Source organism: Sphingomonas trueperi (assembly GCF_040545665.1).
GTDB classification, from domain to species: Bacteria; Pseudomonadota; Alphaproteobacteria; order Sphingomonadales; family Sphingomonadaceae; genus Sphingomonas; species Sphingomonas trueperi_B.
On record NZ_JBEPMH010000004.1, the window covers coordinates 287,311 to 310,256 of the forward strand.

Consider the following 22,946-nt stretch of genomic DNA (forward strand, 5'->3'; position numbering starts at 1 on the left):
TGGTCAAGCGTTTTCAGATTTATACGACTGGATCGGGTGGAGTTCCGATGCAGGATCTCCAGTTTCATATTTTGGGGTACGAAGAAGTCGACCGAATCGGCAATGGTAAGCCGGTAACGCCGGAAGAGGACTTTACACAGATTGTCCGCGACTTCGTGGTGGCTCCGCCGAATATCGAGCTGGGTGTTGCCGGAACGCTGACCCCGGCGCCGAACCAGCTGGACTTCGTTGTTCGCGAGCCCTGCTGTGTCATCCTAAAGCTAATCGGTGACTTTTGGGAATACACGCCGAACAGCCTGTATGTGAGCACCAAGCGCGAATTCCCGGACGGTAAGTATCGTCGCGCATTTCCGTTGCTGGACAATGAAGGCAGGATTGCTGCCGTCGGATTTTTCGTTGAGTACGTTGTTAATCCGCAGCATGCGCGGACGTGCGACGGGCTCAACCTCTATGTGGATTTCGTTCAGGGCAATCTGCGTCTGCCGACGATCATCGATCCAGGCATCGAGAATAAGGGCGATGGGCGCCCCTGATGTGGTCTGACGGCGATGCGGTAAGAGGAGGAGCATGCCCATAATGGGAACGAGTCGGACCGGATGATGTCGCGCGTGCTTGCCATCACCGCCCAGGCGCGCGCGGGTGCGCTCGATCGCGCCTGGCAGATGTTCCGCGAAGCGGGGTTCGACCGTGTCGCGGATGATCCGGCCGTTCTCAGCCTCAAGGGGCGCCTCCTCAAGGACGAGGCACTGCTGCTCGCCGGCGAGGCCCGGCGGCAGCATGCCCGCGAAGCCGCCGCCGCCTATAGCGCGGCGGCGCAGCTGTCGCCTGCCCCCTATCCCCTGATCAACGCGGCGACGCTCGCACTGATCGCCGGCGACACGGCGGGCAGCCGGGCGCTCGCCGCCGATGTCCAGGAATTGCTCCAGGCCGGCGTTGCCGACGAAACCCCCTATTGGCTGGGGGCGACCGAGGCAGAGGCGCTGCTGCTTGGCGGCGACCGCGACGCCGCCGAGACCGCGCTCGCCCGCGCGATCGGCGCGGCCCCCCTGGCATGGGAAGACCATGCCTCGACGCTGCGCCAGTTCGGCGTGATCCTCGCCGAGCAGGGCGCACCGGCGGCGTGGCTCGATGCCTATCGCCCCCCGCGCAGCCTCCATTTTGCCGGCCATATGCGCCTGCCCGAGGACGTGGCGGCGCTTTCCGATTCGATCGATGCGCTGCTGGAGCAGGAGCGGGTGGGCTTCGGCTATGGCGCGCTCGCCGCGGGCGCCGACCTGCTGATCGCCGAACGGCTGATCGCGCGCGGCGCCGAGCTGCACGTGGTGCTGCCCGGCGACGTCGCGGCGTTCGTCGATCGCTCGGTGCGCCCGCATGGCGAAGGCTGGGTAACGCGCTTCGAGGCGGCGCTGGCCGAGGCTGCCAGCGTCCAGGAAATGGGCGAGGCGAGCCCGGCGGCGTTCATGCCCTCGGTCCGGCTCGCCGATCTCGTCGCGATGGGGCGCGCGGCGATGCAGGCGGGGCTGCTCCAGTCCGAGGCGGTGCAACTGCTGCTCGGCCCCGCCTCGGTCGACGAGGTCGGCCAGAGCGCGCATGCCGGCGGGCTGTGGCGCAAGGCGGGGCGGCGCCAGCATCTGCTGCCGCTGCGCGCGCCCTCGGGCCCCCAGGGTGCCGATCGCACCGCGCCGCAGGTGATCTCGGTGCTCGCGGTCGACCTGCTCGGCGGCGAGGGCGAGGATTTCGTGGCACTCGACCGCGACGTCGCCGGGCGCTTGCCGGCGCTGCGCCAGGCGCTGTGCGCCACCCCGACGCTCGCCATCCGCTGGACCTCGCGGCGGCTGCTGATCGCGTTCGAGGGCACCAGCCAGGCGTACGGTGCGGCGGTGCGCCTGTCGGCGACGCTGGGCGCTAGCGGACCGTTCCGCCAGGCGCTGCACATCGGGCTCGCCACCTCGATCGACGATCCGGTGACCGGTGCGCCGGTGCTGCTCGGCGGCGCCTTCGACCTCGCCGAACGCCTGCTGGGGGTGACCACGGCCGGCGCCACCTTCGCCAGCGAAGCCTTCGCCGCCAGCCTCGCCGCCTGCGAGGCCGATGCGGGGCGGACGGAGCTGGTTGGGGAGATCGCGCTGGTCGGCCAGGCGCCGACGACCGTCTACGCGCTCAAACCGCGGTTCAGACGATAAGTGCTTCGAGCCGGGCGGGGGCGACGATCTCCAGCCCGTCCTCGTGCCGCTGGACGATGCCGCGGCGTTCGAGCGCGGAGACGGCGCGGGAGACGGTCTCGCGCGCCGTCTGCACGCGCAGCGCCAGGTCGGACAGCACCGGCAGAGGGCGGATCCAGCGCCCGTCCTGCGCGCGCGCCAGGCGCAGCAGCTCGGCATGGACGCGGCCATTGGCGGAAAGCGTCAGCCGGGCCGAGACCAGCTGGCTGAGCGCGCCGAACTGGCGCACCATCGTGCGGGCCAGCACGATGCCGACACAGGCATGGCGTTCGGCGAAGGCATAGAAGTCCGCGGTCGCGAAGCTGGCGATCTGGGTGGGCATGGTGGCGGTGCAGTCACTCGCCTGCTCGCGGCCGGGATCGACGCCGCCGAAGATGTCGCCGGGATGATGCTCGGCGATCTGGAGCACGCGGCCGTCCAGCGTCACCATCGCGGCGCGGACATGGCCTTCGAGCAGCACCAGCACCCGGCCCAGCATCTCGCCCTGGTGGACGACGGTGGCGCCCTGCGGGCAGCGACGGAGCATCGCCGCCCCGGCCAGTTCGGCCGCGACCGCTTCGCTGCACGCGAAGAGTTGGGCGAACCGCGTCGCCAGGTCGATCTCGCTTGCCCCCACGCCCTGCGTTTCGATGTAAAACTGTGTTGCCACCATGTTGGCTGGCGCGCGGCATGGCAAGTCCGATCCGGAGGCAGGGAGTCGGATTTGGATGTTTTATCCTATATTCGTGCCGTCGCTTCAGACCGGCTGGAGATCGACCGCGAACAGCGCGCCGCCGCCCTCCGCATCCATCGCCCGGATCGGCGCCGCCATCGCGCCGGCAAAGCCCTTGGCGATGGCGAGCCCGAGGCCGCTGCCGCCGGCCCGATCGCTGCCGGTGCCGCGCGCGAAGGTTTCGAAGATCGTCGCTTCCTCGCCGGGGGGGAGGCCGGGACCATGGTCGCGCACCGCGAGCCGCACCGCATCGGGGCGGCGCTCGCCGAGGATCTCGATGGGGCCGTCGCCGCCATGCACCGCGGCGTTGGAAAGCAGGTTGAGCAGGATGTGGTGGAGCAGCCGCGGATCGGCGCGGACGAGCGGCAGATCGGGCGGCACGCGCAGCACCAGCTCGCGGCCGGCCAGCACGTCGCGCAGGTCGTGCACCGCGGCAGCGGCGGCATCGGTGAGGTCGATCGGTTCGAGGCTGAGCGCCACCGCGCCGGCATCGATCCGCACCATGTCGATCAGGTTGTCGAGGAAGCGCCGCAGCCGCGCGACTTCGGCGCGCGCGATAGCGGTGGCGGGCTCGTCGGGATGGGCATGGGCGAGCGCATCCACCGCCGCCGCCACGGAAGTGAGCGGCGTGCGCAGGTCGTGGCCGATCGAGGAGAGCAACGCCGCGCGCAGCCGGTCGCGCTCGCGCAGCACCGAGACTTCGCGCACGTCCTGCTCCAGCCGCAGCCGCTCGTGCGCCAGTGCCGCCTGGCCGAGCAGGGTCGAGAGCAGCAGCGCGCGATCCGGCGTGATCGGCTCGCGGCCGTCGGGCGCGGCGAGGCCGATCACCGCGAGCACGCCCAGGCTGGTGCGCAAGGGGTGGAACTGCCAGTCGGCGGCGATCAGCGTGCCGGTGCCGACACCGCCGGCCTCGCCGCTGCTCCACGCCCATTCGGCCGCGGCATGGTCGACCGCGCCCATCGGGGCTGCGTCCTCGGGGCAGCTGGCGATCCGGACCAGCGCACCGTCGCGGCGGATCAGCAGCAGCACCGACACGTCGAGCAGCCGGGCGATCTCCTCGCAGACGACGCGGCTGGTGCTTTCGGTATCCGAGGCGCGGGCGAGCGCCTGGCCGAAAGCGGCGACGGCGGCATTCTCCTGCGCGCTGCGCGTGCCCAGCGTCGCCCGCGCACGCAGGCGGCCGGTGAGGTTGGCGGTGAACAGCGCGATGCCGGTCAACACGAAGAAGGTCAGCACGCTCTGCGGATCGCCGATGGTGAAGGTGTAGAGCGGCGGCAGGAAGAAGAAGTTGTAGGCGAGGCCCCCGATCATCGCGGTCGACACGCCCGGCCCGAAGCCCGAGCGGAAGGCGATCAGGATCACCGGCAGCAGGAACAGCAGGTCGGTGCCCCCCGCGCCGATCAGCGGCAGGGTGATCTTGCCGAGGAGCACGGTCAGCGCGACCGCGAGCATGCCGACCAGATGCTCCTGCCAGCGGCCGAGCGCGGGCAGGGCAGGGGCACGGCGCTCGCGCACGCGCTCCTCGGTAGAGGGCAGGACGTGCACCGCCACGCCCTGGCTGGCGAGCAGCATCGATTCGACGACCGAGCCGTGGCGCAGCTCGAACCACCAGCTGCGGCGCGAGCGGCCGATCACCAGCTGCGTCGCGCGCATGCCGGCGAGATGGGTGCGCAGCCCGTCGATCACGGTGGCGGCGGGCACGGTGGCGACGGTGGCGCCCAGGCTGCCGGCGAGTTGCAGCGTCTCGGCGACGCGGTGGCGCTGCTCGGGGCGGAAGCGTTCGGCCCGCGGCGTCTCGATGAACACCACCTGCCACGGCGCCTTCAGCGCATCGGCAAGCCGCTTGCCCGCGCGGACCAGCCCGTCGCCGCCGGGTAGTTCGCTCACCGCGACCAGCACGCGCTCCCCCGCGGCGAACGTGCCGGGCATCGCCAGTGCGTCGAGATGGTCGAGCATCGCACGGTCGACGCTGAGCGCGGCGCGGCGCAGCGCCATTTCGCGGAGTGCCGAGAGGTTCGCCTTGGAGAAGAAGTGCGCCAGCGCGCGGCTCGCCTCGGCGGGGACGTAGACCTTGCCCTCCTTCAGCCGGTCGATCAGCTCGTCGGGCGGCAGGTCGACCAGTTCGATCTCGGCATCGTCGAAGATCGCGTCGGGCACGGTCTCGCGCACCCGCACGCGGGTGACGCTCGCCACCACGTCGTTGAGGCTTTCGACATGCTGGACGTTGAGTGTGGTGTAGACATGGATGCCCGCGTCGCGCAGCTCCTCCACGTCCTGCCAGCGCTTGGGGTGGCGGCAGCCGGGGGCGTTGGTGTGGGCGAGTTCGTCGACCAGCACCAAGGCCGGACGGCGGGCGAGGATCGCGTCGAGATCCATCTCCTCCAGTCGGTGGCTCTGATGCTCCACCGCCTTGCGGGGAAGCACCTCGAAGGGGGCGACCAGCGCCTCGGTCTCGGCGCGGCCATGCGTCTCGACCACGCCGATGACGACGTCCTTCCCGTCGCGGAGCCGCTCGGCGCCTTCACGGAGCATCTCGAAGGTCTTGCCCACGCCCGGGGCCGCGCCGAGGAAGATCTTCAGCCGTCCGCGCGCCTCGCGCCGGGCTTCGCGCAGCAGCGCATCGGGATTGGGGCGGTCGTTCATCGCCGCCCTTGGTAGTGCGCCCGCCCGCCCGGCGCCACGGGCGTCCGCCCGACTATATGGAATCTTAATGCCGGGCCCCGGCATTCGCCGTCGAAGCTTAACGGCCACCAGACCTAGATCGCCCCCAAGGCCGCCACCCGGCGGCGCAAACAAGGGCCGACCCCATGTCCGACATTCTCTGGCTCGCCGCGCTCGGCGGGCTTTTCCTGCTTACGCTGGCCTTCGTCCAGCTGTGCGTGAAGGCCTGAGCGATGGGCCTGCACCTGATGCTCGCCGGCGCGACCGCACTCGCGCTTCTCCTCTACCTGGTCGCGGTGCTGCTGCGGCCCGAGCGTTTCTGAGGAGGGCCGCATGACACTCCAAGGCTGGGGCTTCATCGCCCTGTTCGTCGCCATCCTGGCGGCCGCCGCCAAGCCGATGGGCCTGTGGCTCTTCGCGCTCTACGAAGGCCGTCGCACCCCGCTCCACCGTGTGTTCGGCCCCGTCGAGCGCGGCATCTACCGCATCGGCGGCATCGACCCGAACGCCGAGCAGGGCTGGCGCACCTATGCGCTGCACCTGATCCTGTTCAATCTCGCGCTCGCGCTGCTCACCTATGCGGTGCTGCGCCTGCAGGCGGTGCTGCCGTGGAACCCGCGCGGCCTTGCCGGCATGGTCGCGGACGGCGCCTTCAACACTGCGATCAGCTTCGCCACCAACACCAACTGGCAGGGCTATGCGGGCGAATCGACGCTGTCCAACCTGTCACAGGCGCTGGGGCTGACGCTCCACAACTTCACGTCCGCTGCGACCGGCATCGCCATCGCCTTTGCGCTGTTCCGCGGTTTCGCCCGCAAGGAAGCGCGCGGCATCGGCAATTTCTGGGCCGATTTCACCCGCGTGACGCTGTACCTGCTGATCCCCGCCTGCCTCGTCTATGCGCTGTTCCTCGTCGCGAGCGGCGTGCCACAGACGCTGGCCAGCAGCGTCGACGCGACCACGCTGGAAGGCGCGCGCCAGACGATCGTGCTGGGCCCGGTGGCCAGCCAGGAAGCGATCAAGATGCTCGGCACCAACGGGGGCGGCTTCTTCAACGCCAATTCGGCGCACCCGTTCGAGAACCCGACCGCGCTGACCAACCTGGTGCAGATGCTGTCGATCTTCCTCGTCGGCGTCGGCCTCACCTGGACCTTCGGCAAGGCGGTGGGCGACACGCGCCAGGGCTGGGCGATCCTCGCCGCGATGGCGGTGCTGTTCCTCGGCGGCGTGGCGGTGACCTATGCGGCGGAGTCCGCCGGCAACCCGGCGCTGCACGCGATCCATGTCGCCGGTGCGAACATGGAGGGCAAGGAGACCCGCTTCGGCATCGTCGCCAGTTCGCTGTTCGCCGTAGTGACGACGGCAGCCTCGTGCGGCGCGGTCAATGCGATGCATGACAGCTTCACCGCGCTGGGCGGCCTGATCCCGCTGTTCAACATCCAGCTCGGCGAGATCGTCGTCGGCGGCGTCGGCGCCGGTATCTATGGCTTCCTGCTGTTCGCCATCCTCGCGGTGTTCGTCGCCGGGCTGATGGTGGGGCGCACGCCGGAATATGTCGGCAAGAAGATCGAGGCGCGCGAAGTGAAGCTGGCGGTACTCGCCGTTGCGGTGCTCCCGCTCTGCATCCTGGGCGGCGCTGCGCTCGCCTCGGTGCTGCCGGCCGGGCTGGCGGGCATCGCCAACAACGGCCCGCACGGCTTCTCGGAGATCCTCTACGCCTTCACCTCCGCGACCGGCAACAACGGCTCGGCCTTTGCGGGCCTCTCGGCGAACACGCCCTTCTACAACGCGATGCTCGGCATCGCGATGTGGCTCGGCCGCTTCTTCGTGATCGTGCCGGTGCTGGCGATCGCCGGCAGCCTCGCCGCCAAGAAGCAGGTGGCCGGCGGCGTCGGCGCCTTTCCGACCACGGGCGTGCTGTGGGTGGGGCTGCTCGTCGGCATCATCCTGATCCTGGGCGGGCTCACCTTCCTGCCGAGCCTGGCGCTGGGGCCGATCGCCGATCACGTCACGCTGCTCCGCGGCCAGCTCTTCTGAGGACACGACCATGTCTGCACCCAAGTCCATCTTCGCGGCCGAGCTGATCGGCCCGGCCATCGGGGACGCGTTCCGCAAGCTCGATCCGCGTGAGCTGATCCGCAACCCCATTCTGTTCACCACGGCCGTCGCGGCGCTGCTGCTCACCGTGCTGCTGGCACTCGGCGGCGAGCCGCTGCCGGTCGGGTTCCAGGTCCAGCTGATCGTCTGGCTGTGGCTCACCGTGCTGTTCGGCACCTTCGCCGAAGCGCTGGCCGAGGGCCGCGGCCGCGCCCAGGCGGCGTCGCTGCGCGCCACCAAGTCCGAGCTGGAGGCCAAGAAGCTCACCGGCGTCGGCGAGACCTGGCGCAAGGTCGAGGCGCACCTGCTCCAGCGCGACGACCTCGTGCTGGTCGAGACCGGCGACCTGATCCCGGCCGACGGCGAAGTCGTCGAGGGCGTCGCTTCGGTCAACGAGGCCGCGATCACCGGCGAAAGCGCGCCGGTGATCCGCGAGGCGGGCGGCGACCGCTCGGCGGTCACCGCCGGCACGCGCGTCATCTCGGACAAGATCATCATCCGCGTGACGCAGGATCCCGGCAAGGGCTTCCTCGACCGGATGATCGCGCTGGTCGAAGGCGCCGAGCGCCAGAAGACCCCGAACGAGATCGCGCTGACCATCCTGCTCGTCGGCCTGACGATCATCTTCCTGATCGCCGTGGGCACGATCCCGGCCTTCGCCACCTATGCCGGCGGGGCGATCCCGGTGGCGGTGCTGGCGGCGCTGCTGATCACGCTGATCCCGACGACCATCGCGGCTTTGCTCTCCGCGATCGGCATCGCGGGCATGGACCGGCTGGTGCGCTTCAACGTGCTCGCCAAGTCGGGCCGCGCGGTGGAGGCGGCGGGCGATGTCGACGTGCTGCTGCTCGACAAGACCGGCACGATCACCATCGGCGACCGCCAGGCGAGCGCCTTCCACCCGCTGACCGGCGTGGAAGAACGCACGCTGGCCGAGGCCGCGCTAACCGCCAGCCTCGCCGACGAGACGCCCGAGGGCCGCTCGATCGTGACGCTGGGCCGCGAGAAGTTCGCGTTCGACGCGAAGCTCGATGCCGACGCCGAAGTCATCCCCTTCACCGCGCAGACCCGCAGCTCGGGCGTGCGCCAGGGCGACACGGTGATCCTGAAGGGCGCAGTGGACTCGATCCTCAAGATGGATCCGGAGGCTGCCGGTGCCGCCGAGCTCAAGCGCATCACCGACGGCATCGCGCGCGGCGGCATGACTCCGCTGGCGGTGACCCGCAACGGTCGCCTGCTCGGCGCCGTGGCGCTGAAGGACGTGGTCAAGGCCGGCGTGCGCGAGCGTTTCGCCGAGCTGCGCCGGATGGGCATCCGCACGGTGATGATCACCGGCGACAACCCGCTCACCGCCGCCGCCATCGCGGCAGAAGCAGGCGTGGACGACTTCCTTGCGGAGGCCACCCCCGAGGACAAGCTCGCGCTGATCCGCCAGGAACAGCAGGGCGGCAAGCTGGTCGCGATGTGCGGCGACGGCACCAATGACGCACCGGCACTCGCCCAGGCCGATGTCGGCGTAGCGATGAACACCGGCACCCAGGCGGCGCGCGAGGCGGGCAACATGGTCGATCTCGACAGCGATCCGACCAAGCTCATCGAGATCGTCGGCCTCGGCAAGCAGCTGCTGATGACCCGCGGTGCGCTGACCACCTTCTCGGTCGCCAACGACGTCGCGAAGTATTTCGCGATCATCCCGGCGATGTTCGTCGCGCTCTATCCCGGTCTCGGCGTGCTCAACGTGATGGGCCTGTCGAGCCCGACCAGCGCGATCCTGTCGGCGGTGATCTTCAACGCGATCATCATCCCGTTCCTGGTGCCGCTGGCGCTCAAGGGCGTGACCTACAAGCCGATGGGGGCGGGGCAACTGCTTGCCCGCAATCTCGCCATCTACGGCCTGGGCGGCCTCGTCGCGCCGTTCATCGGCATCAAGCTCATCGATCTGGCCGTCGCCGGCCTCCACCTCGCCTGAGGATTTGAACCCAAATGTTCCGTACGTTTCTTTCGTTCGCGTCGCTCACCGTCGTTGCCGTTCCGGCCTTTGCCCAGGACAGCGTGCCTGCCGCCCCGGCGGCAGCACCCTCGGCACCGGCACTGTGCACCGACCGCCCCACCAAGTCGAACTTCGCCTGCACCGTGCCGCAGGGCATGGTCCAGCTGGAGACCGACATCGGCAACTGGACCCGCACCGACGCCGGCGACACCCGCGTCGACACGATCCTCTACACCAACCCTACGCTGAAATACGGTCTCACCGGCTCGACCGACATCGAGGCCAGCATCGCGCCCTATGCGACGGTGCGCACCCGCACCGCGGAGGGCACCCAGACGCTGCACGGCGTCGGCGACCTCACGCTGCGGCTGAAGCAGCGCCTCACCGATCCCGCGGGGCAGGTGCAGATCGCGCTGCTGCCCTTCGTGAAAATCCCGACCGCCAAGACGGGAATCGGCAACGGTCAGACCGAGGGCGGCGTGGCCGTGCCGGTCAACATTGCGCTGCCCAAGGGCTTCACGCTCACCTTCGGCCCCGAGGGCGACATCCTCGCCGACAGCGACGGCCATGGGCATCATGCGCAGCTGGTCGGCACCGCCAATCTCGGCAAGGCGGTCACCTCGAAGTTCACGCTGATCGGCGAGTTCTGGGTCGCACGGAATTTCGACCCGGCGGCTTATGTCACCCAGACCTCCGCCGACATCGCCGCGACCTATCTGCTGCGCCCGACGCTCCAGCTCGATCTCGGCGCCAATTTCGGCCTGAACCAGGCCACTCCCGATGCCCAGGTCTATCTGGGCGTCTCCACGCGCTTCTGAGGAGGATATCGCCATGCGTTCCGATCTCGTTTCCGGCCTTCGCCCCACGCTCCTCTTCACCCTGATCTTCGCCGCGTTGCTGGGGGTCGTCTATCCGCTGGTGGTGACCGGCGCCGGGCAGCTGCTGTTCCCGGCGCAGGCAAACGGCTCGCTGGTGCGCGACGATGCCGGCAAGCTGCGCGGCTCGATGCTGCTGGGGCAGAGCTTTGCGGGCGACCGCTATTTCCAGGGCCGTCCCTCCGCGGCAGGCAATGGCTATGACTCGCTCGCCTCGAGCGGCTCCAACCTGGGGCCGGCCTCCAAGAAGCTGGTCGACCGGGTGACCGCCGACCAGAAGCGCCTGGGTGCCGATGCCCCGGCCGACCTGCTCCAGGCCTCGGGCTCGGGCCTCGACCCCGAGATCAGCCCGGCGGCCGCGCGCTTCCAGGTCGCGCGCGTCGCCAAGGCGCGGGGCATCGCGCCGGACCGCGTCGCGCAGCTGGTGGAAGCCAACGTGCAGGGCCGCCTCCTTGGCATCATCGGCGAGCCGCGGGTCAACGTACTTGCGCTCAATCTCGCGCTCGACCGGCAGGGCGGCGCTCGCTAAGCGAAGCCATGGCGAGCGCAACCAAGGTCCTGATCGTCGAGGACGACAGCCATATCCGGCGGCTGCTGCGCGGGGCGCTGTCCCGCGCGGACCACCAGGTGATCGAGGCGGCGACGGCGCGCGAAGCCATCGCCGCCTTCGGCATCGACAAGCCGGACGCGGTGCTGCTCGACCTGGGTCTGCCCGATCGCGACGGCATCGAGCTGATCCAGCAGGCCAAGGCAGGCGGGGCGGCGGTGATCGTCGTCTCGGCCCGCACCGAGACCAGCGAGAAGGTCGCGGCGCTCGATCTCGGTGCCGACGATTACTGCACCAAGCCGTTCGATACCGAGGAGCTGCTCGCCCGCCTGCGCACCGCGCTGCGCCACCGGATTGCGAGTACCGCCGAGCGCGAGCAGCTGGTGGTGGGCGGCGTGGAGATCGACCTGCTCCATCGTCGCGTGCGCAAGGATGGGGAGGCGGTGCATCTGGCCCCCAAGGAATATGGCGTGCTGGCGCTGCTCGCGGCGCATCCCGATCGGGTGATCGCGCACGGCCAGTTGCTCCGCGACGTGTGGGGCCCGGCGCATGTCCAGCAGCTCGACTATCTGCGCATCGTCGTGCGCAACTTGCGCCAGAAGCTGGAGGCCGACCCCAGCCGGCCGCAGCTGATCCTCAACGAGCCCGGCGTGGGCTACCGGCTGGTGGTGGCCTAGGGCTCCTTCTTATCCTCCCCGCCAGGGGGAGGTGTCAGGCGAAGCCTGACGGAGGTGGAGGATGCCAGACCCTCTAGACCGGCGTGCTTCCTCCCCCTCCGTCGCCTGCGGCGCCATCTCCCCGTTGCGGGGAGGATCAGCGGGTCCTGCGCAAGCCTTCTACGTCCGCTGTTCACCGCTTCATGCGCCTAATGACAACGTTTGCACAACAAACACAGTTTGTTGCTGCCCGTTGCTGAAAAGCCACAAAAGCCCGCGCGCATTTAATTGACAATTTGTTTTTCTATTGCGAAACCCTCCGCAAGAACCGCGAACTCAGATCTGACAGCGCGGTCACAAACAACCGATCGGGCCTGGGGGTCATCGGGTGCAAAGAGGGAGAAGGATCGTGTCCTACGGCAATTTGTTTCGTACGTCGGTGTCTGCGCGCCAGCGGCTGCTGACCCAGCTGATGCTCGGCACCAGCCTGTGCGCCGCGCTGCCGGGAATGGCCTTCGCCCAGGCGGCGACGACGCAGCCGCAGGCCGGCAACACCTCCGCGCCGCAGAACGCCGCACCCGGCGACAGCGAAGGCGACATCGTCGTCACCGGCTACCGCGCCTCGATCGAGACCAGCCTGGCGCAGAAGCGCGACGCCAACGCGTTCGTCGACGTGATCACCGCCGAGGACGTCGGCAAGTTCCCCGACAAGAACGTGGCGGACGCGCTGCAGCGCGTGCCCGGCGTGGTGATCGAGCGCGACGGCGGCGAAGGCAGCCGGGTGAGCATCCGCGGCCTCAGCTCCGACCTGACGCTGACCGAACTCAACGGCAACTTCATCGCCTCGGCCGATTCCGGCGATCCCTCGCGCAGCTTCAACTATCTGCTGCTCCCCGCCAACCTGATCGGCAGCGTCGAGGTATTCAAGTCCTCGGAAGCGCGGCTCGACGAAGGCGGTGTCGGCGGCGTGATCATCAACCACACCCGGCGCCCGTTCGATCTCAAGCCCTGGTCGGGCAACGTCCAGGTCGAAGGCACCTATTCGGACGTCACCAAGAAGGTCGAGCCCAGCGTCTCGGGCCTGCTCTCCTGGCATAACGAGGACAAGACCATCGGCTTCCTGCTCGGTGCGACCTATCAGGTCCGCACCAACCGCACGCTGAGCGCCGCCACCGAAAGCTGGCACTGGTGGACGGACGAGAAGAACCCGAAGCAGGCCACCGACGTCAACGGCAAGACCTTCGCCAATGACGACGCCATCTCCTACTGGAACGACGGCGTGACCACCCAGGGTGGGACGCACTACAACGGCTATTGGGCGCCGCAGTCGGTCGACGAGACCGTGCTGATCGAGAAGCGCAAGCGGCTCGGCATCCAGGCCACCGCGCAGTGGCAGCCGTTCGAGGGCTTCAATCTCACCGCCAATTATTTCCGCTTCCAGCTCAACGGCGACAACGTCTCCAACCTCATCAAGATTCCCGAATGGGGCTATGGCGACTTCTTCACCGCCGGCCAGTTCGACAAGAGCGGCACGATCCTCACCTCGGCGACCTTCCAGGTGCCGCAGGACGGCACCGCCTGCCGCACCGGCAATACGCCGTGCACGATGGAAACCCCGGCGATGCAGAGCTATTATGCGCGCCAGAAGACCGTTTCCAACACCTATGACCTGCACGGCGACTTCACCCGCGACCGGCTGACCGTTTCGTTCGCCGGCGGCAAGACCCGCGCCACCGGCGGCCCCTCGTTCCAGTTCTACGCCCAGGCCAAGCCGCGGCTGGTGGTCGGCAACGGCCTCGCCAACCGCGTCAACGGCAATATGCTCAGCCAGTGGAGCTTCACCGACCAGTCGGTGGCGATGCAGTTCTCGCCCGAGTTGCAGCAGAACCTGATGAAGGGCATCTCGCAGGTCGATCTCGGCTCGACCGGCTCGGGCTACACCAACAGCGCGATCGAGCAGAAATATGCCCAGATCGACCTGACCCGCCGGTTCGACAGCTTCATCGACTCGATCCAGGTCGGTGCCAAGTGGCGCGAGGGCAAGGTGGAGCGGCAGACCGGGCGCTTCGAATGGTATTCGGATGCGGCGGGCACGCTGCGCTACCAGGATACCGCCGGTGCCGCGGTGACCCAGCCGGCCTTCTTCCAGAGCCAGCCGATCGGCAACATCGCGGGTGGCTTTTCGACGAGCGTATTCCCGGCATTCAACATGGACAACTACCTGGCCTATCTGAACAAGACCTATAACGGCCCGGTCCGCGTGCCCGAGCCGGAGAATCGCTACGACATCAAGGAGCGGATCTGGGCGGGCTATGCCCAGGCGAACTTCAAGGTGAACAACGTCCGCGGCAACCTCGGCCTGCGCGTGGTGAGCACCAAGCAGTCGGGTGTCTCCACCGACGTGATCTATTACGAGAATGATTACTGCCAGAACACCAACGGCAATCCGTTCGTCCCGCCGCCGGTCGGCCCGGACGGCAACTGCCTGGTGCTCCCGCAGGCGCAGCGCGAAGTGAAGGTGTTCAGCCCGAACGACGAGTCCAAGCGCTACACGGACTTCCTGCCGAGCTTCAACATTTCGTGGAACGTGACGCCCAACCTGCTGATCCGCGGTGCGGCATCGAAGGTGATCGCGCGTCCGGGCTATGGCGATCTCGCCGGCGCGCGCTCGCTGACCTTCAACTCGGACGCGTTTGTCTATGACCGCAAGCAGTTCGGCGCGCTGCCCGGCTGGTTCGGCAGCGGCGGCAATTTCAACCTGAAGCCGTTCAAGGCGTGGCAGTATGACGTCGGCGTGGAATGGTATTTCCACCGTGGCTCGGTGTTGGGCGGCACGCTGTTCCGCAAGGACGTGTCGGACTTCATCGTGCCGCTGGTGCTCGACATTCAGAGCAATGTCGCCGGCAACACCGTGACCGTGCAGCAATATTCCACCCAGGCGAACGGATCGAACGCCGTGTCGCAGGGCGTCGAGCTTTACGCGCAGCACACGCTGCCCTTCGGCCTCGGTGCGCAGGTGAACTTCACCTATAACGACACCTCGGTCGCGGAGATCACGCTGGACGGCAAGAAGGTGGGCGACTCCCCGCTGGTGGGCAGCTCGAAGACGCAGATCAATGGCTCGATCTTCTACGAGAACAGCAAGCTGCTGCTGCGCGCTTCGTATAATCGCCGCGGTACGCGGGTTGGTGGCATCCAGTCGGGCCTCAACGTCTATTCGGATCCGTATGAGCAGGTCGACCTCAACGCCTCGTACAGCTTCTTCGAGAACCTGCAGCTGACCGCCTCGGTGATCAACCTCACCAAGTCGGAGGAGCGGGCGCACCTGGGCAACGACACCGACGCCCGGTTCATCAGCAACCAATATACCGGCCGCCGCGCCTATCTGGGCCTCGCCTACAAATTCTGATCAAACCCCCCTCTGGTGGGGCGGCCCTGTGCCGCCCCGCCACCTTTTTTTCCGCTTTTCACGCTGCGGATCGGCCAAGGAGAGGCTCATGCGATCGAAGCTCCGCCGGGCGCTCGCCCTTCTCGCCCTGATGGCGCCGCTCGCCGCCTCCGCGTCCAACCCGATCGTGCGCGGCTGGTATGCCGACCCGGAGATCCGGGTGTTCGACGGGCAATATTGGATCTACCCCACCTATTCCGCGGATGACGGCGCGCCCGACCGCACCCGGCGTTTCACGCCCGCGCAGGAAGAGGCCCGCAAGCGCAAGACGGTGCGGCCGTCCTATGCCTACCAAACCTTCTTCAACGCCTTCTCCTCGCCCGATCTCCTCCACTGGACCAAGCACCCCCACGTCCTGGACGTGTCGCGGATTTCCTGGGCGGCCTATGCGATCTGGGCGCCCTCGGTGATCGAGGCGCAGGGGCGCTACTACATGTTCTTCTCGGCCAACGATATCCAGAGCGACAAGGAACACGGCGGCATCGGCCTCGCGGTCAGCGACAAGCCAGGCGGGCCCTTCCGCGACGCGCTCGGCAAGCCGCTGATCGGCGGATTCCATAACGGCGCGCAGCCGATCGACCCCTTCGTGTTCCGCGATACCGACGGGCAGGTCTATCTCTATTATGGCGGCTGGCGGCACTGCAACGTGGTGCGGCTGAGCAAGGACCTGCGCCGCGTGCTGCCCCATGCCGACGGTTCGACCTGGAAGGAGATCACCCCGCCGGGCTATGTCGAGGGCTCCTTCGTCATCAAGCGCAAGGGGGTCTATTATCTGATGTGGTCCGAAGGCGAATGGACGGGTTCGGACTACCGCGTCGCCTATGCGACCGGCCCCAGCCCGACGGGCCCGTTCACCCCGCGCGGCACCATCCTCCAGGAGGATCCGAAGATCGCGCGCGGGGCGGGGCACCATTCGGTGGTCAACGTGCCCGGCACCGATCGCTGGTACATCGCCTATCACCGCCGTCCGCTCGCCGACCAGCAGGGCGAGCACCGCGAACTCGCGATCGATCGCATGACCTTCAACCCGGACGGCTCCATCCAGCCAGTTCGGCTTACCAACGACGGCGTGGCGCCCGAACCGCTCCGCCGCACCCGCACCCATTGACGACGCGCCCAGCCAAAGGAACCCTCGTGCCCCTTTTCTCCGCCAAGCCGCTCCGCGCCGCCGCCTTCGCGCTCCTCGCCAGCGTCGCAACGCTGCCTGCCGTCGCGCAGCAATCCGATCGCAGCGAGGCCCTGGTCGATCTGGTGAACCCGCTGATGGGCACCGATTCCACCTATGAGCTGTCCTACGGCAACACCTATCCCGCGGTGGCCGTGCCCTGGGGGATGAACTTCTGGACCCCGGTTACCGGCAAGCCCGGCAGCGGCTGGGGCTATATGTACCATGACAACAAGATCAACGGCATCAAGCAGACCCACCAGCCCAGCCCCTGGATGAACGACTATGCCGCCTTCTCGCTGATGGCGGAGACGGGCCCGGTGCGGATTCGCGAGGCCGAGCGCGCCTCCTGGTACAGCCACAAGGCCGAGGAGAGCCACCCGTACAGCTACCGCGTCTACCTCGCCGATTACGACGTGACCGCGGAAGTGGCACCGACTGCACGCGCCGCGCAGTTCCGCTTCACCTTCCCCAAGGCCGATGACGCGCACATCGTGCTCGACGCCTTCGCCGGCGGATCCAGCGTCACGATCGATCGCGCGCGGCGGCGGATCAGCGGCTGGGTGCGCAACAACCATGGCGGCGTGCCGGGCAATTTCCGCAACTATTTCGTCGCCGAGTTCGACCACGACTTCGCGGTCACGCGCAGCTGGGACGACAATTGGCAGCTGACCGCCGCCGCGCAGCGCGAGGGCAACCATGTCGGTGCGGTGGTGAGCTTCGCCACCCGCGCTGGCGAGCAGGTCCATGTGAAGGTCGCCTCGTCCTTCATCAGCCCCGAACAGGCCGAGCGGAACCTCGCCAGCGAAATCGGCGGCGACGGCTTCGAGCAGACCAAGGCCAAGGCCAAGGCGGCGTGGGAGAAGGAGCTCGGCCGCGTCCGCGTGACCGATCCCAATCTCGACAATCGCCGCACCTTCTATTCGGCGCTCTACCGCATGCTGCAATTCCCGCGCATGTTCTACGAGATCGATGCCCAGGGGAAACAGGTCCATTACAGCCCCTATGACGGGCAGGTGCATCCCGGCCCGATGTACACCGACAACGGCTTCTGGGACACGTGGCGGGCGGTCTTCCCCTGGTTCGCGCTGATGTACCGCGAGCGCGATGCCGAGATCATGCAGGGCCTCGTGAACACCTACAAGGAGGGCGGCTGGCTGCCCGAATGGGCGAGCCCGGGATACCGCGACGTGATGATCGGCTCCAACTCGGCGAACCTGATCGCCGATGCGTATCTGAACGGCGTGCGCGGGTTCGATATCGAGCCGCTGTACGAGGCGATGGTCAAGAACGCGACGACCAGCCAGGGCCGCCCCAAGGACAAGAACGGCAATGTCGTCGGCGCGGTCGGGCGCGAGGGCGTCGAATATTACAACCAGTTCGGCTATGTGCCGTATGACGTCGGCATCAACGAGAATGCCGCGCGCACGCTGGAATATGCCACCGCCGACTTCTCGCTGTCGCGCCTCGCCGCGGCGCTGGGCAAGAAGGACGATGCCCGGCTCTATGCCGAGCGCGCGCAGAATTTCCGCAAGCTCTACGATCCCGAGAGCGGCTGGATGCGCGGCCGCAACAAGGACGGCTCATGGGAGACGCCGTTCAATCCGTACAAATGGGGCGACGCCTTCACCGAGGGCAATGCGCTGCATTACAGCTGGTCGGTGATGCAGGACGTGCAGGGCCTGATCGACCTGATGGGTGGCGATGCCAAGTTCGTCGACCGGCTGGACTCGGTATTCGCCACCGCGCCGATCTTCGACGACAGCTATTACGGCCAGGTGATCCACGAGATCCGCGAGATGCAGATCGTCGACATGGGCCAGTACGCCCATGGCAACCAGCCGATCCAGCACATGATCTATCTCTACGACTGGGCCGGCGCGCCCTGGAAGACGCAGGCCCATGTCCGCGACGTGATGCGCAAGCTGTATGCCGCGACGCCGGATGGCTATCCGGGCGACGAGGATAACGGCCAGACCTCGGCCTGGTACGTCTTCTCGGCGCTGGGCTTCTATCCGGTGACGCCGACCGTCGGCCAGTACGCGGTCGGCAGCCCGCTGTTCCGCAACGTCCGGCTCACCATGCCGGGCGGAAAGGTGCTGACGATCGAGGCGACCAACAACAGCGCCGAGAATGTCTACATCCAGTCCGCCACGCTCAACGGCCGTGCGTACACCAAGCCGTGGCTTACCCGCGAGGCGCTGCAGGCAGGGGGCACGCTGCGCTTCGTGATGGGGCCGACGCCGAACAAGGCCTGGGGTGCGCGCAAGGCCGATGCGCCCTTCTCGATGAGCGCGCCGAAATGAGCGCAGGGGAAAAGACGATGCAGTTCGATCGACGTTCGCTGATGGCCGGTGCCGCGGCGCTGGGTGCCGCCGCCGCATTGCCGGGTGCCGCGCGCGCCGCCACCGGCTTTGTCAGCAAGCGGCCGCCGGTCGCCAAGCGCCGCTTCGTCAGCAAGGCGGTGGAGGCGGAGATCGCGCGGGTGAGGGCGCGCATCGCCGATCCCGAACTCGCCTGGCTGTTCGAGAATTGCTACCCGAACACGCTCGACACCACGGTGGAGATCGGCACGCTCGACGGCCGGCCCGACACCTTCATCATCACCGGCGACATCAACGCGATGTGGCTGCGCGACAGCTCGGCGCAGGCGCAGACCTATGTCCATCTCGCCGGACAGGATCCGGCGCTGCGCCGGCTGTTCGTCGGGCTGATCCAGCGCCAGGCGCGCTGCATCCTCGTCGATCCCTATGCCAATGCGTTCGAGAAGGACCCCAAGGCCAAGTCGAGCCTCGAATGGTCGCAGGTCGACGTGACCGACATGAAGCCCGGCGTCGCCGAGCGGAAATGGGAGATCGATTCGCTCTGCTACACGATGCGGATCGCCCATGCCTATTGGACGCACACCCGCGACAAGACGCCGTTCGACGATCTCTGGTCGCAGGGCGCCAAGCTGGCAGTCGCCACCTTCCGGGTGCAGCAGCGCAAGCATGGGCCGGGGCCGTATCACTTCCAGCGCCAGGCGGTCGCGCCGACCGACAGCGTGCCGATGGGCGGCTATGGCGCACCGACGCGCAAGATCGGGCTGATCCACTCGATGTTCCGCCCCTCGGACGATGCCTGCGTCTATCCGTTCCTGATCCCGTCGAATCTCTTCGCGGTCTCGGCGCTGCGCAAGGTGGCGCAGCTGCATCGCGAGACGCGCGGCGACGAAGCCGCGGCGAAGGATGCGGAAGCGCTCGCCGACGAGGTCGAGAAGGCGCTGCACGAACACGCGCTGGTGCCGGACGGCAAGGGCGGCAAGGTCTGGGCCTATGAGATCGATGGCTTCGGCAACTGGATCTTCATGGACGATGCCAATGTCCCCAGCCTCTCGGGCCTGGCGATGATCGACGCCGCGCGCCGCGACGATCCCTTGTTCCGCCGCACCGCCGACCTCGCCTGGAGCGATCGCAACCCCTATTATTTCGAGGGCAAGGCCGCGAAGGGCATCGGGGGCCCGCACATCGGCCTCGACATGATCTGGCCGATGTCGATCATCACCCATGCGCTCAACAGCGACGACGATGCCGTGATCGCCCAGTGCCTCGCTTGGCTGAAGACCACGCATGGCGGCACCGGCTTCATGCACGAGAGCTTCAACAAGGACGATCCCGCCAAGTTCACCCGCGCCTGGTTCGCCTGGACCAACGGGCTGTTCGGCGACCTGATCCTCGACCTCGAGCGGCGGCGCCCCGCGCTGCTCGCCCGCACCTACTGATCGCGATGCATGGCTCGGTTGTGCCCGCCTCTCAAAGCACGTCATCCCGGCGAAAGCCGGGATCCAGTCGCCTCTCCGCTGCGGCAGGAGCCGGAACGCTGAGGGCAATGGATCCCGACTTTCGTCGGGATGACGGCGCTAGGCACATGCCATCCCACACCACTACACTTCTCATTCGGAGCCGATGACGATGACCATCGCCACACGCCGCCAACTGCTGCTGGGCAGCGGCACCGCCGCCATTGCCGCCGCGCTGCCGCGCACCGCCTGGTCCGCCGCCTTCGAGGCCGCGCGGCCCGATCTGTTCATCGGCACCGGCGGGCATGGCCATACCTTCCCCGGCCCGGCGCTGCCCTTCGGCATGGTCCAGCTCGGGCCGGATACCGACAACAGCCGCTGGGATGCCTGCTCCGGCTACCACAAGGACGATGCGACCCTCCTGGGCTTCTCGCATACGCACCTGTCCGGCACCGGCATCGGCGACATGCTTGACGTGCTGGTGGTGCCCAGCCGCGGGCCGCTCAAGCTCACGCCGGGCACGCTGGAAAAGCCCGAGGGCAGCTATCGCCAGCGTTATTCGGACGAGCATGCCGAGCCCGGCTATTATCGCGTCCGGCTCGAATCGGGCGTGCTCGCCGAGCTGACCGTCACAGAGCGCACCGGCCAGCACCGCTACACCTTCCCCAAGGGCGAGGGGCATATCCTGATCGATTTCGCCCATGCGATCATCGACAGCTGGGACAAGGGCACGCTGGTCGAGGACGCTTCGCTGGCGCTCTCGCCGGAGGGGCTGCTCACCGGCAGCCGCAAGGTCAATCGCTGGGCCAAGGGGCGGCACATCCACTTCGCGCTGCAGCTGTCGCGCAAGCCGAGCCGCGTGCAGTTCTTCGGCGACGACGACGCGCCCGCGCCCGCCGGCGCGACCGGGGTTACCGGCAAGCGGCTGAAGGTCGCCTTCTTCTTCGACGATGCGGGTGCCACGCCGATCGAGATCAAGACCGGCATCTCGGCGGTCGACGTCGCGGGCGCCAAGGCGGCGCTGGCGGCCGAAGCCCCCGGCTGGGCGTTCGACGCCACCCGCGCGGCGGCGGCGCGGACCTGGGCGCGCGAGCTGGGCAGCATCCGCGTCGAGGGCGGCACGCCCGAACACCGCACCATCATGGCGAGCGCGCTCTACCACGCCTCGCTGTCACCGACGCTCTTCACCGATCGCGACGGCCGCTATGTCGGGCTCGATCGGCAGGTCCACCAGGCGCCCGGCGACGCGCCCGCCTACAGCACCTATTCGCTGTGGGACACGTATCGCGCGCTGCACCCGCTGCTCACGCTGATCCGGCCGGACATGGCGGCGCGCTTCACCCAGGATCTCGTCCGCCAGACGCAGCAGAGCCCCTATGGCCCGCCGGTCTGGCCGCTCCAGGGCGTCGAGACCGCGTGCATGATCGGCTGGCATGCCGTGTCGGTGCTGGCGGAAGCGCGCAACAAGGGCATCCAGGCCGACTATGCCGCCGCCTGGCCGAAGATCCGCGCGCGCGCCTTCGATCGGACCTTCCCGGACATCGACAGCACGCTCGGCCGCGGCTTCTATTACGACCTCGGCTATGTGCCCGCCGACAAGATCTGGGAATCGGTCAGCCGCACCCAGGAATATGCCTATGACGACTGGGCGATGGCGGTGCTCGCCGAGGCGGCCGGCGCGCATGACGACGCGGCGGCGCTGCGCAAGCGCGCGCAGAACTATCGCAACGTGATCAGCACCGACATCGGCTTCGCGCGGCCGCGCTTTGCCGACGGTAGCTGGTGGAACGACTATGATCCGATCCAGCTGGGCCATAACCCCGACAAGCAGCGCGACTATACCGAGGCCAATGGCTGGCAGGCGACCTTCCTCAACCAGCACGACGTGTACGGTCTGATCGCGCTGTTCGGCGGCGACCAGAAGTTCGAGGCCAAGCTCGACGCGCTGTTCACCGCACCCTCGACGCTGCCCAAGAACGCGCCGCCGGACATCTCCGGCCTGGTCGGGCAATATGCGCATGGCAACGAGCCCAACCAGCACGTCGCCTATCTCTATGCCTATGCCGGGGCGCCGTGGAAGACGCAGGCGATGGTCCGCCGCCTGTGCAACGAGATGTACAAGGCCGATCCGGATGGCGTGATCGGCAATGACGATTGCGGCCAGACCAGCGCCTGGTTCATCCTCAGCGCGCTTGGCTTCTATCCGGTCGATCCGGTGAGTGGCGTCTATGTGTTCGGCTCGCCGCTGTTCGATCGCGCCGAGCTGCAGCTGGGCGGCGGGCGCACCCTGCGCATCCGCGCGGTCGGCAATGCTGCGGACCGGCCGTATGTCCAATCGGTAACCTGGAACGGCAAGCCCTGGAGCCGCAACTGGATCGGTCATGCCGATCTGGCACAAGGCGGGGAACTGGTCTTCACCATGGGCGCCAAGCCCTCCCGCTTTGGCGCCGACAAGGCGGATCGACCGCCCTCCTATGGCCGGCTTGCGCATTGACGACGAAACGGGGCGCCCGCTCGGCGCCCCGTAATCGTTTGCATGGAAACCAGGTTGTAACCTTTCGGCAACGCTCTGCGAAATATCGCAATCAAATTGCTTTTTTAGGTAACCTGGATGTTGCCCAGATGAAACCAGCATGACACCTTCTTGGAACCAAGACCGGTAAGGCAGCTTGGGGCCCCAGACGCGAACACCGCGCAGCCGCGCTCCCCGGAGCATGGCGGTCCCCGATCGGCCGGATGTCCCGGCGCCTTGGTCAGCAAGAGGGGACTTGTTCATGATGCTACGGGGAGTTTGG

At 67.8% G+C, this 22,946-nt stretch carries 15 protein-coding genes; 13 read left to right on the forward strand and 2 right to left on the reverse strand.

Going from position 1 to position 22,946, the window contains the following annotated elements:
- Positions 1 to 47 precede the first annotated feature (47 nt).
- Positions 48 to 533 (forward strand): nucleotide synthetase, encoded by a 486-nt coding sequence (locus ABIC65_RS14745; RefSeq protein WP_354309740.1) that lies wholly within the window; start codon positions 48 to 50, stop codon positions 531 to 533.
- A 63-nt stretch (positions 534 to 596) separates the two neighbouring features.
- A complete protein-coding gene (locus ABIC65_RS14750) occupies positions 597 to 2,183 on the forward strand; it encodes a TRAFs-binding domain-containing protein (RefSeq protein WP_354309741.1) in 1,587 nt (528 codons plus the stop codon).
- On the opposite strand, the gene ABIC65_RS14755 is transcribed toward ABIC65_RS14750, so the two are convergent.
- Positions 2,173 to 2,871 (reverse strand): Crp/Fnr family transcriptional regulator, encoded by a 699-nt coding sequence (locus ABIC65_RS14755; RefSeq protein ID WP_354309743.1) that lies wholly within the window; start codon positions 2,869 to 2,871, stop codon positions 2,173 to 2,175. The genes ABIC65_RS14750 and ABIC65_RS14755 overlap by 11 nt on opposite strands.
- An 87-nt stretch (positions 2,872 to 2,958) precedes the next feature.
- A complete protein-coding gene (locus ABIC65_RS14760) occupies positions 2,959 to 5,577 on the reverse strand; it encodes a sensor histidine kinase KdpD (RefSeq protein ID WP_354309745.1) in 2,619 nt (872 codons plus the stop codon).
- A gap of 251 nt (positions 5,578 to 5,828) precedes the next feature.
- Between ABIC65_RS14760 and kdpF the strand changes: the two genes are divergently transcribed.
- From kdpF to ABIC65_RS14815, 11 genes are all read left to right on the forward strand, one after another.
- Positions 5,829 to 5,918 (forward strand): K(+)-transporting ATPase subunit F, encoded by a 90-nt coding sequence (kdpF, locus tag ABIC65_RS14765; protein ID WP_093295902.1) that lies wholly within the window; start codon positions 5,829 to 5,831, stop codon positions 5,916 to 5,918.
- 10 nt (positions 5,919 to 5,928) lie between these two features.
- On the forward strand, positions 5,929 to 7,632 hold the full coding sequence (kdpA, locus tag ABIC65_RS14770) for a potassium-transporting ATPase subunit KdpA (protein ID WP_354309747.1): 1,704 nt from the start codon (positions 5,929 to 5,931) through the stop codon (positions 7,630 to 7,632).
- Positions 7,633 to 7,642: 10 nt separating this feature from the next.
- Positions 7,643 to 9,661 (forward strand): potassium-transporting ATPase subunit KdpB, encoded by a 2,019-nt coding sequence (gene kdpB, locus ABIC65_RS14775; protein ID WP_354309749.1) that lies wholly within the window; start codon positions 7,643 to 7,645, stop codon positions 9,659 to 9,661.
- Positions 9,662 to 9,675: 14 nt separating this feature from the next.
- Positions 9,676 to 10,500 (forward strand): transporter, encoded by an 825-nt coding sequence (locus tag ABIC65_RS14780; protein ID WP_354309751.1) that lies wholly within the window; start codon positions 9,676 to 9,678, stop codon positions 10,498 to 10,500.
- A gap of 13 nt (positions 10,501 to 10,513) precedes the next feature.
- Positions 10,514 to 11,086: a potassium-transporting ATPase subunit KdpC gene (kdpC, locus tag ABIC65_RS14785; protein ID WP_354309753.1), complete on the forward strand. Its 573-nt coding sequence runs from the start codon at positions 10,514 to 10,516 to the stop codon at positions 11,084 to 11,086.
- An 8-nt stretch (positions 11,087 to 11,094) separates the two neighbouring features.
- Positions 11,095 to 11,781 (forward strand): response regulator, encoded by a 687-nt coding sequence (locus tag ABIC65_RS14790; protein WP_354309754.1) that lies wholly within the window; start codon positions 11,095 to 11,097, stop codon positions 11,779 to 11,781.
- A gap of 418 nt (positions 11,782 to 12,199) precedes the next feature.
- On the forward strand, positions 12,200 to 15,169 hold the full coding sequence (locus ABIC65_RS14795) for a TonB-dependent receptor (RefSeq protein WP_354309755.1): 2,970 nt from the start codon (positions 12,200 to 12,202) through the stop codon (positions 15,167 to 15,169).
- Between the two features lie 88 nt (positions 15,170 to 15,257).
- Positions 15,258 to 16,316 carry a glycoside hydrolase family 43 protein gene (locus tag ABIC65_RS14800; protein ID WP_354309756.1) on the forward strand — a complete coding sequence of 353 codons (1,059 nt, stop codon included), beginning with the start codon at positions 15,258 to 15,260 and terminating at the stop codon, positions 16,314 to 16,316.
- Positions 16,317 to 16,342: 26 nt separating this feature from the next.
- Positions 16,343 to 18,679 (forward strand): GH92 family glycosyl hydrolase, encoded by a 2,337-nt coding sequence (locus ABIC65_RS14805; RefSeq protein ID WP_354309757.1) that lies wholly within the window; start codon positions 16,343 to 16,345, stop codon positions 18,677 to 18,679.
- On the forward strand, positions 18,676 to 20,133 hold the full coding sequence (locus tag ABIC65_RS14810) for a glycoside hydrolase family 125 protein (RefSeq protein ID WP_354309758.1): 1,458 nt from the start codon (positions 18,676 to 18,678) through the stop codon (positions 20,131 to 20,133). The genes ABIC65_RS14805 and ABIC65_RS14810 overlap by 4 nt, the downstream gene beginning before the upstream one ends.
- 190 nt (positions 20,134 to 20,323) lie before the next feature.
- Complete coding sequence (locus ABIC65_RS14815; protein WP_354309759.1) at positions 20,324 to 22,645, forward strand: GH92 family glycosyl hydrolase; 2,322 nt, start codon at positions 20,324 to 20,326, stop codon at positions 22,643 to 22,645.
- Positions 22,646 to 22,946: the final 301 nt, after the last annotated feature.

Coding starts and splice junctions, on each gene's coding strand:
- ABIC65_RS14745 (WP_354309740.1), top strand. CDS start 48: ATGCAGGATCTCCAGTTTCATATTTTGGGGTACGAAGAAGTCGACCGA.
- ABIC65_RS14750 (WP_354309741.1), top strand. CDS start 597: ATGATGTCGCGCGTGCTTGCCATCACCGCCCAGGCGCGCGCGGGTGCG.
- ABIC65_RS14760 (WP_354309745.1), bottom strand. CDS start 5,577: ATGAACGACCGCCCCAATCCCGATGCGCTGCTGCGCGAAGCCCGGCGC.
- kdpF (WP_093295902.1), top strand. CDS start 5,829: ATGGGCCTGCACCTGATGCTCGCCGGCGCGACCGCACTCGCGCTTCTC.
- kdpA (WP_354309747.1), top strand. CDS start 5,929: ATGACACTCCAAGGCTGGGGCTTCATCGCCCTGTTCGTCGCCATCCTG.
- kdpB (WP_354309749.1), top strand. CDS start 7,643: ATGTCTGCACCCAAGTCCATCTTCGCGGCCGAGCTGATCGGCCCGGCC.
- ABIC65_RS14780 (WP_354309751.1), top strand. CDS start 9,676: ATGTTCCGTACGTTTCTTTCGTTCGCGTCGCTCACCGTCGTTGCCGTT.
- kdpC (WP_354309753.1), top strand. CDS start 10,514: ATGCGTTCCGATCTCGTTTCCGGCCTTCGCCCCACGCTCCTCTTCACC.
- ABIC65_RS14790 (WP_354309754.1), top strand. CDS start 11,095: ATGGCGAGCGCAACCAAGGTCCTGATCGTCGAGGACGACAGCCATATC.
- ABIC65_RS14800 (WP_354309756.1), top strand. CDS start 15,258: ATGCGATCGAAGCTCCGCCGGGCGCTCGCCCTTCTCGCCCTGATGGCG.
- ABIC65_RS14810 (WP_354309758.1), top strand. CDS start 18,676: ATGAGCGCAGGGGAAAAGACGATGCAGTTCGATCGACGTTCGCTGATG.
- ABIC65_RS14815 (WP_354309759.1), top strand. CDS start 20,324: ATGACCATCGCCACACGCCGCCAACTGCTGCTGGGCAGCGGCACCGCC.